9 protein-coding genes are annotated in these 13,862 nt (G+C 72.8%); 6 read left to right on the forward strand and 3 right to left on the reverse strand.

Annotated features, from left to right (window positions below; all coding sequences use genetic code 11):
- Nucleotides 1-293: 293 nt before the first annotated feature.
- Genes ACGFIW_RS25125 through ACGFIW_RS25145 form a run of 5 tightly spaced genes read left to right on the forward strand, consistent with a single transcriptional unit; the run spans nucleotide 294 to nucleotide 6,997 of the window.
- Nucleotides 294-593 carry an acyl carrier protein gene (locus ACGFIW_RS25125; protein WP_393320248.1) on the forward strand — a complete coding sequence of 100 codons (300 nt, stop codon included), beginning with the start codon at nucleotides 294-296 and terminating at the stop codon, nucleotides 591-593.
- Nucleotides 593-1,864, forward strand: a complete 1,272-nt coding sequence (locus tag ACGFIW_RS25130) for a beta-ketoacyl-[acyl-carrier-protein] synthase family protein (protein WP_393320251.1) — start codon at nucleotides 593-595, stop codon at nucleotides 1,862-1,864. The genes ACGFIW_RS25125 and ACGFIW_RS25130 overlap by 1 nt, the downstream gene beginning before the upstream one ends.
- Nucleotides 1,865-1,902: 38 nt before the next feature.
- Nucleotides 1,903-3,975, forward strand: coding sequence for a 3-oxoacyl-[acyl-carrier-protein] synthase III C-terminal domain-containing protein (locus ACGFIW_RS25135; RefSeq protein WP_393320254.1), 2,073 nt, complete (start codon nucleotides 1,903-1,905; stop codon nucleotides 3,973-3,975).
- Nucleotides 3,976-3,986: 11 nt separating this feature from the next.
- Nucleotides 3,987-5,957 (forward strand): asparagine synthase (glutamine-hydrolyzing), encoded by a 1,971-nt coding sequence (gene asnB / locus ACGFIW_RS25140; RefSeq protein WP_393320257.1) that lies wholly within the window; start codon nucleotides 3,987-3,989, stop codon nucleotides 5,955-5,957.
- Nucleotides 5,954-6,997 carry an NAD-dependent epimerase/dehydratase family protein gene (locus ACGFIW_RS25145; RefSeq protein WP_393320260.1) on the forward strand — a complete coding sequence of 348 codons (1,044 nt, stop codon included), beginning with the start codon at nucleotides 5,954-5,956 and terminating at the stop codon, nucleotides 6,995-6,997. Before asnB ends, ACGFIW_RS25145 begins: the two co-directional genes overlap by 4 nt.
- Before the next feature lie 16 nt (nucleotides 6,998-7,013).
- On the opposite strand, the gene ACGFIW_RS25150 is transcribed toward ACGFIW_RS25145, so the two are convergent.
- From ACGFIW_RS25150 to ACGFIW_RS25160, 3 genes are read right to left on the reverse strand one after another with little or no spacing between them, the layout of a single operon-like run.
- Nucleotides 7,014-9,881, reverse strand: coding sequence for an FAD-binding and (Fe-S)-binding domain-containing protein (locus ACGFIW_RS25150; protein WP_393320263.1), 2,868 nt, complete (start codon nucleotides 9,879-9,881; stop codon nucleotides 7,014-7,016).
- Nucleotides 9,882-9,904: 23 nt separating this feature from the next.
- Nucleotides 9,905-11,077: an anhydro-N-acetylmuramic acid kinase gene (locus tag ACGFIW_RS25155; RefSeq protein WP_393320266.1), complete on the reverse strand. Its 1,173-nt coding sequence runs from the start codon at nucleotides 11,075-11,077 to the stop codon at nucleotides 9,905-9,907.
- Nucleotides 11,078-11,088: 11 nt separating this feature from the next.
- Nucleotides 11,089-12,651: a sodium:solute symporter gene (locus ACGFIW_RS25160; RefSeq protein WP_393320269.1), complete on the reverse strand. Its 1,563-nt coding sequence runs from the start codon at nucleotides 12,649-12,651 to the stop codon at nucleotides 11,089-11,091.
- 264 nt (nucleotides 12,652-12,915) lie between these two features.
- Here ACGFIW_RS25160 and murQ point away from each other — a divergent pair, with 264 nt between their 5' ends.
- Nucleotides 12,916-13,809 carry an N-acetylmuramic acid 6-phosphate etherase gene (murQ, locus tag ACGFIW_RS25165; protein ID WP_393320272.1) on the forward strand — a complete coding sequence of 298 codons (894 nt, stop codon included), beginning with the start codon at nucleotides 12,916-12,918 and terminating at the stop codon, nucleotides 13,807-13,809.
- The last annotated feature ends 53 nt before the right edge of the window (nucleotides 13,810-13,862 follow it).

Raw genomic sequence — 13,862 nt, forward strand, 5'->3', positions numbered from 1 at the left:
CTGTCGCGGTTGACCGGGTGCCGCACGTCTGCTGGTCCGCAGCCCCGCGACACGACGCGGGGCTGTCCGGCGTGTGCGGTGCCCGCGACAGGCGTTTGCGGCACCGTTCATGATCGGTTGTCGACGCGATAGGAATGGGCGCGTCCTATTGGCGGTGACAGATCCGAGTCGGATCCATGACGGACGCCCAAATCGACCTTACTGGCCAACAGTCCTGCGTGCTAGCCTGCCTCAACTCTTGCAGGTGAAGCCCAATTCGGCACCGAATACCTCGGGTGATTGTTGGAGGGCACATGGACAGACTGCAGGCTTTTGCGGTTTTACGTGAGGTCGCGGTCGAGGTGCTGATGGTCGAGCCGGAGGCGGTGACCGAGGACGCCGACTTTCGCAAGGATCTCGACGCGGAGAGTCTCGATCTGGTGGAGCTGTTGATGGCGCTGGAGGACCGGCTCGGGATCCGGCTTCCGCAGGACGGGCTGCGCGAGATCAACACTGTCGGGCAGGCGCTCGACATGGTGCTCGACGGTGGTGCTGGTGACGTCGCCGAGGGCGCCGGGGTGGTGGGGGAGGCCGAGCGGAAGACGCCGGCCTGATGGCGGGCGACGGCCCAGCCCGGCACCGGGTTGCCGTCACCGGGCTGAGCGCCAGGACGCCGGCTGGTGACACCTCCGACGCACTGTGGTCGGTGTTGCGGTCCGGACGTTCCGTCATCGGTCCGATCCGCAGCTTCGACGCCTCCAGGTTGACGACCCGCTTCGCCGGTGAGATCCAGGGTTTCGATCCGGCCGCCCATCTCAGTCCGAAGATGGTCCGGCAGACCGATCGCGTCAGCCAACTCGCCTACGCGGCGGCGATGGACGCGTACACCGACGCCGACACCAGGCAGTTCGACCCGGACCGGTGCGCGGTCGTGGTCGGCACCGGCATGGGTGGATCGGACAGCTTCTACCGGCAGGTCCGCGCGTTCGTGGAGAACGGTCCGGACCGGATCAGCCCCTGGGCGATCCCGATGATCATGCCGAACGCGGCGGCGTCGCTCATCGCCCGGCAACTCCGCTGGCGCGGCCCGAACTTCTGCATCTCGACCGCCTGCACGGCCGGTGCGAACGCGATCGGCGAGGGCGTCCGGCTCATCCGGGACGGCAGCGCCGACGTCGTCCTGGCCGGCGGCGCGGAGGCGGCGGTCAACCCCATCGTCGTCGCCGGTTTCGCCCGGATGCACGCGCTCAGCACGCGAAACGCCGAGCCCGAGACCGCCTCCCGTCCGTTCGACGGCGCCCGGGACGGCTTCGTGCTCGCCGAGGGCGCGGCCTTCGTGCTGTTGGAGCGCCTCGACCGGGCGCTGGCCCGAGGCGCCCGCATCCACGGTGAGGTCGCCGGCTACGGGTTCAACAGCGACGCGTACCACTCCACCATGCCGCACCCGGAGGGGCGCGGCGCCGTGCACTGCATGCGCCTGGCGCTGCGCGACGCGGGCGTCGACCCGGCCGACGTCGGCCACATCAACGCGCACGGCACGTCGACGATGCTCAACGACGCCGCCGAGGCACAGGCCATCCACACCGTGTTCGGGGGCGCCGCACCACCGACCACCTCGGCGAAGGGCTCGCTGGGTCACCTGATCGGCGCCGCCGGCGCGGTCGAGGTCGTCGCGTCACTGCTCGCTCTGCGGCACGGCGAGATCCCGCCGACGGCCAACCTGCGCACCCGCGGGTCCGACATCCCCATCGACGTCGTCGCCGACGCCCCACGCGCCGGCCGTCCCGGCCCCATCCTGACGAACTCGTTCGGTTTCGGCGGGCACAACGCCGCGCTGGTGCTCGCCTCCGTCGACGACGAAGGCGCCACCGTCAACTCCAACTGAAGCAATCGCAGCGTCCGACCGAGACAAGGTGGTCGAGGGTGAACATCCAGGCCGCCCCGGCGGGAGCCGGCAGCGTCATCGACAGCATCGGCGTCGCGCTGCCCGACCGGGTCATGACCACCCGCGAGGTGCTCGACGGCTGCCGGAGCCGGCTGGCACTGCCGCTGGAGCAGACCACCGGCATCGTGTCGCGGCGCGTGGCCGGCGACGTCGAGTACGCCCTCGACCTGGCCACCCGGGCCGCCGAGGACTGCGTCTCCCGCTCGTCCATCGGGCTCGGCGACGTCGACCTGCTGATCAATGCGAGCATCTCGCGGGTCGACGGCCCGCAGCGGTCGACCTACGAGCCGTCGGCGGCCACCCACCTGCGCCACCGGCTCGGCTGCGAACGGGCGTGGGCGTTCGACGTGACGAACGCGTGCGCCGGCCAGTTCACCGGCATCTACATCGCCGACGCGCTCATCCGCGCTGGCGAGATCGGTTCGGCGCTGATCGTCAGCGGGGAGTACATCTCCCATCTCATGCGTACCGCCCAGCTGGAGATCACCGACGAGCTCGACGCCCGCATCGCCTGCCTGACGCTCGGTGATGCCGGGGCGGCGGTCCTGCTGACCCGGGCCGACAACGGGTCGGAGGGCTTCGACCACATCGGCATCCGTACCGTCGGCCGCTACCACACCCTCTGCGTGGCCGGGCCGACCGACCGGCCGCACGGCGGCGTGATCATGAAGACCGACATGATGGGTCTGGCGGCCGCCGGCATCCGGGAGATGGTGGCGCACACCCAGCAGACCCTCGCCGCGATGGGCCTGTCGCCGACGGACTTCGACAGGTTCATCCCGCACCAGACGTCGACGCTGGCGATCCAGGCCGCCGTCCGCCGCACGAACAAGGTCTTCGGCGGCGTGGTCCTGGACGAGCGGGACGTCATCAACAACCTGCCGAGGCGCGGCAACACCGCGACGACGACGCACACCGTCGCGCTGCGCGACGCGAGCCTCGACGGGCGGATTCGGACCGGCGACCGGGTGCTGTTCGAGGTCGCCGCGTCCGGAGTCAACGTCGGCACCGCCGCGTACCGGCTGGACGGGCTGCCCGACCGGCTCGCCCGGGGGGCCCGGTCACCGCGTACCGCGCCCCCGCGCCGGCACCCGGCACCGTGGCGGCACCCGGTGCGCGCCGTCGCGATCGGCCTCGCCGACACCACAGCCGACCCCGGAGCCGGAGCCGACCCCGGAGCCGGAGCCGACCCCGGAGCCGGAGCCGACCCCGGAGCCGGTGCGACGACGCTTCAGCTCATCGGCGCCGCCACCGACGACTGCCTGCGCCGGGCGGGCGTCCGCGCCTCCGGCGTCGACCTGCTCATCCACGTGGGCGTGTACCGCACCGGCATGATCGCCGAACCGGCGATCGCGGCGATCGCCGCGGGCGAGCTGGGATTCGACGGCAGCACCGCCGCCACCGGCGAGATCCTCGCCTTCGACGCCACCAACGGCGCGCTCGGCATGCTCGACGGCTGCCGGATCGCCTCCGAACTCATCCGGGCCGGCAGGGCCGACACCGCCGTCGTGGTCGCCTCCGAGGTCGAGCAGCGCGAACCCGGTGCCGCCGGGCCGGCGGTGGCCAGGTGCGGCTCCGCGGTGCTGCTGCGCCTCGATCCCGACCGGGCCAGCGGCTTCCTGGGTTTCCACAGCCGCTCCGTCGCGACGCCCGCCCCGGACCGGGGCGCCTGGGTGATGCAGGACGGCGGGCACAGCTTCATCCGCGCCACCGACCGCACCGAGCCCGCCGCGGCGTACGCCGCACACCTGCCCGTGGTCGTCGCGGAGCTGCTGGACCGCCTGCGGGTGCGACCCGACGCGATCCGCGCGGTCGTACCGCCCTGGCTGCCACCGCCTGTCGAACGCCGGCTGCGCGACACCTGGCCGGTGCTCGGTCCACGGCTGGCGACGCTGCCGCCCGCGTCGGACGGTGCCGACCTGTTCACCTCGGCCCTGCCGATCGGCCTGCGCGCCGTGGCCGCCGGCGGCGGCGTGTCGCCAGGCGAACTGGTGGTGGTCGTCGGCGCGAGCACCGGCATGGAGGTCGGCGCCGCGCTGTACCGCATCTGAAGGGGGCGCGTATGTGTGGTGTCGCGGGCATCCTCGATTTCGACGCGGCTGTCGAGCCGCACCGGCTGGCCCGGATGGCGCATTCGCTGGCGCATCGCGGCCCCGACGGCGAGGGCTACTTCGTGGGCCCGGGGATCGGGCTGGCGTACCGGCGACTCGCGATCGTCGACGTGACAGGTGGGCAGCAACCACTGAGCGACGAGCGCGGGGACATCCAGGTCATCTTCAACGGCGAGATCTACAACCACCGAGCACTGCGGGCTTGGCTCGTCGAGCGTGGCCACACGTTCACCAGCGGCAGCGACGGCGCGGTGATCGCGCACCTCTACGAGGAGCACGGCCTCGCCTTCGTCGACCACCTCGACGGGGACTTCGCCATCGCGTTGTGGGACGCCCGCCTTCGTCGTCTCACGCTCGCCCGGGACCCGGTGGGGGTCAAACCCTTGTACTACCACGTGGAAGGCGGTCGGCTTCAGTTCGCCAGCGAGGTGAAGGCCCTGTTCGCGTCCGGGCTGTGCGCGGCGCGCGTCGACCCGCAGGGGCTGCGTGACGTCTTCGGCTACGGCCAGCCGACCGCGCCGGGCACCTTCTGGGCCGACGTCCACGACCTGCCGCCCGGGCACCTGCTGGTGGCCGACGAGCGGGGGGTGGTCCTGCGCCGGTACTTCACCCCGCTGGTCGGTGACCCGCGCGACCTACTGGGCGGGCGGGCGGCCGTCGACGAGTTCCGGGCGGCGTTCGTCGAGGCGGTCCGCAAACGGCTGCCGGACGAGGTCGGCTTCGGCGCGACCCTCAGCGGTGGCCTGGACAGCACGGCCGTCGTCGCGACGATCTCGGCCGTCCTCGGCACACCGGTACGGACCGCCAGCATCCGACTGCCCGGCTCGGACCTCGACGAGGGCCGATACTCCCGGCTCGCCGCGAGGGCACTGGCTGTCGACAACGTCGAGATCGAGTTCGGCGGTGCCGAGGCGTGCGAGCACCTGGCGAAGACACTGTGGCACCTGGAGTCACCGCAGTGGTTCGGCGTCGCCACCCCGTTTCTGGAGGTGACCCGGATCGCCGCCGAACGGGGCGCCAAGGTCGCGCTCACCGGCGACGGCGCCGACGAACTGCTCGGCGGCTACTCCTGGTACGTCCTCCAACGACTGGAGCAGCGGCTCGGCCGGCTGACCCGGACCGGCCTGGATCCACTGCGCCGGCTGATCCTTGGCCGGGTGCTGGCCCACAACGGTGCCCCGGCCGGCGCGGCGGCCCACCTGCTCGCCGTGCCGGCGCGCCTCGCGGCCACCGCGGAGCGTTTCGGCGGTGGCGCACCCGCCTGGTTCTACCTGTGGTCGGCGATGGACGCGGTCGCGCCCGCGCTGCTGCGCCCCTCCAGCGGCGCTCTCGCCCCGTCGCCGCTGCCGGCCCCGCCGACGCACACGGCGCTGCACCGCTCGTTGCACTACGAGTACCAGACCCGCCTGCCCAGTTGGGTCCTCGTGCTCAGCGACCGGCTCTCCATGGCCAACGGCGTCGAGGTACGCGTGCCGTTCCTGGACCGGGCGCTGCTGGACCTGTCGGCACGGCTGGATCCTCGGGTGCTCATGCGCGGCACCAGCGAAAAGCACATCCTCAAGCAGGCCCTGCGTGACGTGGTCCCGGCACCGATCCGACGCCGCCGGAAGAAACCGTTCTTCACGCCCATCACGCCGTGGTATCTGACCGGTCCGGGCGAGGAACTCGCGGCGACGTACCTCGGGCCGGCGGCCGTACGCGCCAACGGGCTCTTCGACCCGGCGCAGGTGACCGCGCTGCACCAGGCGGCACTGCGCGGGGCCGGACGCACCTGGGAGGGCACGGTCGCCGAGTGGGCAAGCATGGCCGTCCTCACCACCCACCTGCTGCTGGAGGTGTTCCGCGACGCGGCGGCCACCCCCGCACCGGGCGCGCTCCCGGCACCGCTGGCACGCGCCCTGCAACGCGCCGAGCGGCGATGACGAGCACCGAGCGGCACCCCTGGCCCGGCCTCGAATCGCGCCGGATCCTGGTCACCGGGGCGACCGGTTTCATCGGCGCCCGGCTCGTGCGACGGCTGGCGAGCCTGGGGTGCACCGTCGTCGCGATGGTCCGCCCCACCTCGGACCGCACGGTTCTGGCCGACGTCCCCGGGCTGCGCTACGCGGTAGCCGACCTCGACACCGGTGCGGGCGTGCCGGCGGCCGTCGCCGGCGTCGACACCGTCGTGCACCTGGCCGGCCAGGTGAAGGCCCGCCGTCCGGGTGCCTTCTGGCGCGGAAACACCGAGTCCACCGGCCGGCTGGTCGCCGCCGTGGCCACCGCCGACCCGACCCCTCGGCTGGTGCTGTGCTCGTCCCTGGCCGCCGCCGGGCCGTCGCGCCCCGGCCAGCCCCGCGACGAGGTCACGCCTGCCGCGCCGGTCTCCGAGTACGGCCGCAGCAAGCTCGCCGCCGAGCAGATCGCCCGCGCCGCCGGTGTGCCCACAGTGGTCCTGCGCCCCACCATCGTGTACGGCCCGGGCGACCACGACTTCCTGCCGTCCTTCCTGCCGATGGCCCGCCTGGGCACCCAACTGCGCCCCACCCGCCCGGAACGCGAGTACTCCTTCGTCCACGTGGACGACCTGTGCGCCGCCCTGATCGCGGCCGTCGTCCGGGGCGAGACGCTGCCCCCGGGCGGCGGTGCCGCAGGCGTGTACCTCATCAGCGACGGCCAGGTGTACGGCTGGAGCGACTTCTGCCGCGAACTCGCCACCGCGATCGGTCGCCCCCGCCCGCGTCTCATCCCGGTGCCGGGCCCGCTCGTGCACGCGACCGGCTGGCTGTGCGACCTGAGCCCGGTCCGGCGCGGCCCGGCACTGACGATGAACCGGGACCGCGCGCACGAGATCCGGCAGTTGGCGTGGACGTGCGCCACCGATCGGGCCCGGGCGGACCTCGGCTTCACCCCCGCGTACCGCCTGCCGGAGGGCCTGGCCAGCGCGGTGGCGTGGTACCGCGGTCAGGGCCTGCTCCGCTGACGGACCGCCCGGGCGGCTACACCGGCGGTTCGACCGCCTCGACGAGGACCTGGAGCACGTGCCGGTACGGCCGCCCGGTCGCCCGGCTCATGCCCATCTCGCAGGTGCGGTTGCAGGAGGCGTACGCGTCGTGGTCGCGCGCGTTGACCTCGGCGGCCTGGGCGGCGGTGGCGCCGGCGGTGACCTCGGGATGCAGCATCCCCCGGTCACCGGCGAAGGCGCAGCACCCCCAACTGTCCGGCACGGTCACCGTGTCGGCGACCGCCTGGGCCACCGTGCGCAGGTCGTCGCTGCCGCCCAGGCGCACCGTGGAGCAGGTGGGGTGCAGGGCCAACGAGCCCAACCGCCGGGGCTCCGGCAGCGCCGGCAGGAGGTGCGCGGCGGTGAAGGTCACGCTGTCGACGAAGCGCAGGGTGTCGTACCGTGCCCGGTCCTCCTCGGCCAGCGCGGCGGTCAGCTGGGTCAGCCCGTGCGTGCAGGACGACGCGTCGCACACGACGGGCAGACGGCCCTCGTCGCTGGCCTCCCACAGCGCGGCCAGGGTCCGCTCGGCCATCTCGCGGTGACCGGCGGGGTAGCCCTTGGACTGCCACGGTGTGCCGCAGCACAGGCCCGCCGTGCCGGCCGGCACGGCGACCGGCACGCCGGCCAGCTCGCACAGGCGCAGGAACGCCGCCGCCGCGCCGCCGGACGGGCCGTCGTCCGGCGCGAAGAGGCTGCCGACGCAGGCCGCGAAGAACACCGCCTGGGCGTCCGGCGCGTTGCGGGGTCGGGGTCGGGGGGCACCGGCGCGCGGCATGTCGTCGCTCCACCGGGGTACGAGTTCGGTGCCGCCGAGCCCGCGGAGCACCCCGGTGGCGGCCCGGGTCAGCGGTGCCGGCACGGCGTGTGCGGCGGTCAGCCCGACCCGGACGCCGGTGACGGCGCCCTTCCAGTGCCGGGCGACACCGCGGGCGGTGCGCTGGGCGCGCGGGCTGTGCCGTTCGGCGCGCAGCCGCTTCATCGCCGCGCCGGTGTCGATGCCGACCGGGCAGGCGGTGACGCAGAGGCTGTCCGCGGCGCAACTGTCCACCGCGGCGTACGCGTAGTCGTCGGTCAGCTCCCGGCGGCGCTCCTCGTCGCCGGCGGCGGTGGCGAGGGCGATCTGTCGTTGCAGGACGATGCGCTGCCGGGGCGTGGTGGTCACGTCGGCGGTGGGGCAGACCGGCTCGCAGTAACCGCACTCGACGCAGGCGTCCAGCTCGGGGTCGACGGTCGGGACGGCCTTGAGCTGCCGAAGGTGCACGGTGGGGTCGTCGTTGAGCAGCACGCCCGGGTTGAGCAGGCCACTCGGGTCGCACAGCCGTTTGAGGTCACGCATCACGTCGTACAGTTCGTCGCCGTACTGGCGGCGGACGAAGGGTGCCATGGCCCGGCCGGTGCCGTGCTCCGCCTTGAGGGTGCCCCCCTCGCCGAGCACGAGGTCGACCATGTCGTCGGTGAAGCGGGCGTAGCGGTCGATCTCGGCAGGTGTGTCGAAGGGCTGGGTCAGCATGAAGTGCAGGTTGCCGTCGCGGGCGTGTCCGAAGATCACCGCGTCGGAGTAGCCGTGCCTGTCGAACAGGCGGATCAGCCCGTCACAGGTGCCGGTCAGGCGCGGCATCGGCACCGCGATGTCCTCCAGCAGGGCCGTGGTGCCGGGCGTGCGGGCCCCGGCGACAGCCGTGTAGAGGCCCTTGCGCAGGTGCCAGAGCTTGGCCCGTTCGCGCGGGTCGCGGGTCAGCTCGGTGCCGGTGACGGCGGGCAGCCGGTCGAGCACACCGCGGGCGTCGGCGAGCGTCGCGGCCAGCCGTTCCCCGCTGTCCTCGGTGAACTCCACGAGCAGCGCGGCGTGCCCGGCGACTGTCAGGCCGCGCAGGGCCGCGCTGGCATCCGGGTCGCGCTGGCTGACCCGCAGCGCGGCGGCGTCGAGCAGTTCGGCGGTACGCGCACCGGCGGCGAGCAGGGCGGGCAGCGCGTCGGTGGCGGCGCCGAGGCCGGGCAGGATCAGCAGACCGGTGGCGGCGTGCTGATGGATCTCGACGGTCCGGAAGACGGCCTCGGCCACGAAGCCGAGAGTGCCCTCGCTGCCGATCATCAGGTGGGCGAGCATGTCGGCCGGGCTGTCGTGGTCGAGCAGGGAGTTCAGCCCGTACCCCATGGTGTTCTTCATGGCGAACAGCCGCTCGATCGTGGCGCGCGACCCCGGTGTGGAGCGCACCCGGTCGCGCAGCCGCAGCAGCCCGGCGTGCAGCTCCGGCTCGTCGGCCCGCAGCCGGTCGTCGGCGTCGCGCGCGCCGGAGTCGACGACGGTGCCGGACGGCAGCACGAAGCGCAGCGACTCCATGGTGCGGTACGCGTTGTCGGTGGTGCCGCAGGTCATCCCGCTGGAGTTGTTGGCCACCATGCCGCCGACCGTGCAGGCGGCCTCGCTGGCCGGGTCCGGGCCGAGCCGGCGTCGGTAGCGGGCCAGCCGCGCGTTGGCCTGCCGGATCGTCAGGCCGGGCTGAAGCCGGATGCGACGGCCGTCGTCGAGCACCTCGGCGTGCCGCCAGTCGGTGCGCACGTCGACGAGCACGCCCGCGCCGCCGGCCTGCCCGGCGAGGCTGGTGCCGCCGCCGCGCAGGGTCAGCGGGACGCCGGCCTCCCGGGCGCCCGCCATCAGCGCCCCCACCTCGGCCGCCGAGGCGGCGCGCACCACGGCCTGTGGCTCGAACAGATACGGCGAGGCGTCGTGCGCCGCCGCCAGCCTGCGGGGCAGCTCGCCGCTGGCCCGGCTCGGATCGTCGAGGCGCGAGCGCAGCAGGTCGGCGACCTCGCGGGCGCGGACGCCGGCCGTGGTCGGCGCGGGTACGACGGTGCTCATGGCGGGTCCTCCCGGGAGGGTGGTCAGTCGGCGGCGATCAGCAACCGGTCCGGAGCGGTGTCGACAGGTGTCGGCAGCCGCAGCGGCCGGCGACCGGGGGTGATGCTGCCGAGCACCGAGGCGTGCCGGGCGCCGGTGCCCGAGGGCAGGGTGCCCGGCAGCCCGTGCACGCTCAGGTAGCCCAGCAGGGCGAAGGCCAGCGCCTCCTTGGCGTCCGACGCGACACCCAGGTCGTCGCTGGACGACAGGTCGACGCCCGGCAGCTCCTCGGCGATCATGCGCAGCAGCGTCGGGTTGTGCGCGCCGCCGCCGGAGACGACGAGTCGGGTGACGCCGTGGTCGCGGCAGGCGGCGGCCACCGTGACCGCCGTCAGCCGGGTAAGCGTGGCCAGCACGTCGTTCGGCTCCGGCGTGGGCGCGTCGGCGAGGGCGGCGAGCAGGTACGGCAGGTGGAACAGCTCCTTGCCGGTGCTCTTCGGGCCGGGCTGCCGGTAGTACGGCTCGTCGAGCAGCCGCCGCAGCAGGACCTGGTCCACCTGGCCGGCCGCCGCCCCGCGCCCGTCCCGGTCGTACTCCTCGGTGCCGCCGCTGAAGTGCCGCGCGGCGGCGTCGAGGAGCGCGTTGGCCGGGCCGGTGTCGTACGCGAGCGGGTCCGCGTCCGGCGCGACGACTGTGATGTTGGCGATGCCGCCCAGGTTCAGCGCGGCGGGGACGCCGGGGAGGCCCCGCAGCAGCAGCGTGTCGAAGAGGGCGACCAGGGGAGCGCCCTGGCCGCCCGCGGCGACGTCGCGGGTGCGCAGGTCGGCCACGACCGGGAGGCCGGTGGCCTCCGCGATCCAGGCCGGCTGACCCAGTTGCAGGGTGCCCCGGACCACACCGCCGTCGACCCAGTGGTGCATGGTCTGCCCGTGCGAGACGACCAGGTCGGCGTCGCCGTCGCACAGCTCCGCGAGTGCCCGTGCGCCGGCCTGGGCGAAGGCCTGGCCGATGCCGGTGTCCAACACCGTGATGGCCTCGGTGGTGGTGGGCGCGGGCGGCAGGGCGGCGGCGATCCGGTTGCGCAGCTCGTCGGGGTACGGGTGGCTGAGCCGGCCCAGTGGCCGCATCCGCAGGGTGTCGCCGCTGAGGTCGAACTCGGCGGCGGCGGCTTCGATGCCGTCGTAGGAGGTGCCGGACATCAGGCCGATGACACGCATCGCGTTCTCCCTCACGCCCGGCCGGCGGGCTCTGCCGCCGGGTCGTCGGCGTCGTCGCCGCGCCGGTGGTCGTAGGGCGCTGCCGGTGCCGCGTGGAACCGGCTCGACACCGCGCCGACCAGCAGGGTGATCAGGACTCCGATCGGCACCAGCCACTGCGCGGCGATGGCGGTGGGGACGGTGTGCCCGGCCGTCGTGACGTCGATCTTGACGTAGCGGACGATGTAGGTCATCACCGCCACGGTGACCAGGAAGGCGACGAACGCGTCGACCTGGTTGGCCCGGCTGACCAGGCGGCCGAGCAGGAACGCCCCGAGCAGCGCCCCGTAGGTGTAGCCGGCGATGGTCAGGCCGGTCAGGTAGACGTTGCCGGTGCTGGAGCTGAACGCGCAGGCGAAGACCGCCATCAGCACCGCCCAGACCAGGGTCATCACCCGGGCCAGCCGGAGCATCGCGTCGTCCGACGGGGCCTTGCGGAAGAAGCTGTGGATGAAGTCGGCGACTGTGGAGTTCGACATCGAGTTCAACGCCGACGACAACGACCCCATCGCGGCGCCGAGGATGCCGGCGACCAGCAGACCCGAGATGCCCACCGGCAGGGCGTGCAGGATGAAGCTCGGGTAGAGGTTGTCGCTGCTGTTCAGGCCGAGTTCCTTGAAGGTCTGACCCTTGTTGTACGACCACAGCAGCGCGCCGACCAGGGAGAACGCCGCGAACTGGATGACCACGAAGATGCCCGAGGAGATCATCGCCTGCTGTCCCTCGCGCAGCGTGCGGGTGGACAGGATGCGCTGGACGATGAGCTGGTCCGAGCCGTGGCTGGCCATCGCGAAGATCGCACCACCGATGATCGCGGTGGGCAGGGCGAACGGGCTGGTGAGCACGTGCGCGAGGTTGAGGTTGGTGTCGAAGAGCTGGAACTTGCCGGCGTCCAGCGCCTGCGAGTAGCCGTCGAAGCCGACGGCGTGGCTGAGTACCGCGATGGCCAGGATCGCCCCGCCCAGGTACAGCCCCATCTGGATGGCGTCGGTCCAGATGACGGCCTTGATGCCACCGAGGTAGGTGTAGATCACCGTGATCAGGGTCAGGACGATGATGATCGCCTGATAGCCGACATTCAGTCCGAACTCGTCGAGGAGCAGCTTGATCGGGATGGCCGAGGCGAACAGCCGTACACCCTCGGCGAGCAGGCGGGTGAAGACGAACGTGACGGACGCCAGGCCCTGGAGTTTCAGGCCGAACCGCTCACCGAGGTACTGGTAGGCGCTCACGAAGCCGCCCCGCTTGTAGAGCGGGATGAGCACCGCGGCCACGACGACCCGTCCGATCACGTAACCCAGGGCCAGTTCGACGTTGCCGAACCCCTGCCCGCTGTAGGCGCCGCCGGGCACGCTGATGACGGTGAGGACGCTGGTCTCGGTGGCGACCACGGAGAACGAGACGGTCCACCACGGCAGTCGACCCTCGCCCACGAAGTAGTCCTTCGCGGACTTCTGTTTGCCGGACAGGCGTAGTCCGACATAGGCGATCACCACGAGGTACAGCACGATCACGACAAGGTCGAGTTGACGCACGGCTCGCTCCCAACCAGGAGTTGTCAATAAGTGACGCATGTCTAGCGTATCGCGAAACTTTTTGCCAGTCCCCGCCCGGGCTGGCTACGCTGTGGTCCCGGCCTGCGGATACGGGGGATGCGGGGCCCGGCGGAATGGCCCACATCCCACCGTGCCCGTCCAGGCTGGCACGGTCGGAACGGCGCATTGCGGACGCGGGCCCGACGAGCCGCTGCCCGTCGTCCGACCGGCGACTGAACACCAGCGAGAGGAACGAGTAACCCCGTGGACCTCAGCACCCTCGGCACCGAGACCCGCAACGACAAGACCAGCGACCTCGACCTGATGTCCCCCACCGAGTTGCTCCTCGCGATGAACGACGAGGACCAGACGGTGGCCCAGGCGGTCCGCCGGGCCGTGCCGGACATCGCGGCCGCCGTCGACGTCGTCGTGGCATCGCTGCGCCAGGGCGGGCGGTTGATCTATGTCGGTGCCGGCACCAGCGGCCGGATCGGCATGCTCGACGCCGTCGAGATCCCACCCACCTTCGGTACGTCGCCCGACCGGGTTCTCGGCCTGCTCGCCGGAGGAGCGCGCGCCTTCGGTGTCGCCGTCGAGGGCGCGGAGGACGACCCGAACCGTGCCGTCGCCGACCTCGACGGGGTCGGCCTGACCGCCCGCGACACGGTGGTCGGGCTCGCCGCCAGCGGCCGTACGCCCTACGTGGTGGGCGGGCTGGAGCACGCCCGCGCACTCGGCGCGTCGACGGTCTCGGTGGCCTGCAACTCCGACGCCGTGATCAGCCGGTACGCCGACGTCGCCATCGAGGTGCCCACCGGCCCCGAGGTGCTCACCGGCTCCACCCGGCTCAAGGCCGGCACCGCCGAGAAGCTCGTCTGCAACATGCTCTCGACCGCCACGATGGCCCGGCTCGGCAAGGTCTACGGCAATCTGATGGTGGACATGAACGCCACGAACGAGAAGCTCGTCGACCGGGCACGGCGGATCGTCGCCGAGGCCGCCGACACGGATCTCGACAGCGCCGCGCGGGCGCTCGCGGCGGCGAACGGGCACGCCAAGACGGCAATCGTGCTGCTGCTCGCGAACTGCACCGCCGAGGAGGCCGCAGCCCGGCTGCGCGACGCCGACGACGACGTCCGGGCGGCGGTCGCGGCCTGACCGGAGGGGCGATCCGGCCCCGTCAAGGCCCTGGCCCGCCGATGTCCTCGTCG

Origin of the sequence: Micromonospora sp. NPDC048935, from assembly GCF_043197875.1 — a bacterium.
Lineage (GTDB): Bacteria > Actinomycetota > Actinomycetes > Mycobacteriales > Micromonosporaceae > Micromonospora.

Bases quoted from the DNA above. Each gene is read 5' to 3' on its own strand.
- ACGFIW_RS25125 (WP_393320248.1), top strand. From the start codon at position 294: ATGGACAGACTGCAGGCTTTTGCGGTTTTACGTGAGGTCGCGGTCGAG.
- ACGFIW_RS25130 (WP_393320251.1), top strand. From the start codon at position 593: ATGGCGGGCGACGGCCCAGCCCGGCACCGGGTTGCCGTCACCGGGCTG.
- asnB (WP_393320257.1), top strand. From the start codon at position 3,987: ATGTGTGGTGTCGCGGGCATCCTCGATTTCGACGCGGCTGTCGAGCCG.
- ACGFIW_RS25145 (WP_393320260.1), top strand. From the start codon at position 5,954: ATGACGAGCACCGAGCGGCACCCCTGGCCCGGCCTCGAATCGCGCCGG.
- ACGFIW_RS25150 (WP_393320263.1), bottom strand. From the start codon at position 9,881: ATGAGCACCGTCGTACCCGCGCCGACCACGGCCGGCGTCCGCGCCCGC.
- ACGFIW_RS25155 (WP_393320266.1), bottom strand. From the start codon at position 11,077: ATGCGTGTCATCGGCCTGATGTCCGGCACCTCCTACGACGGCATCGAA.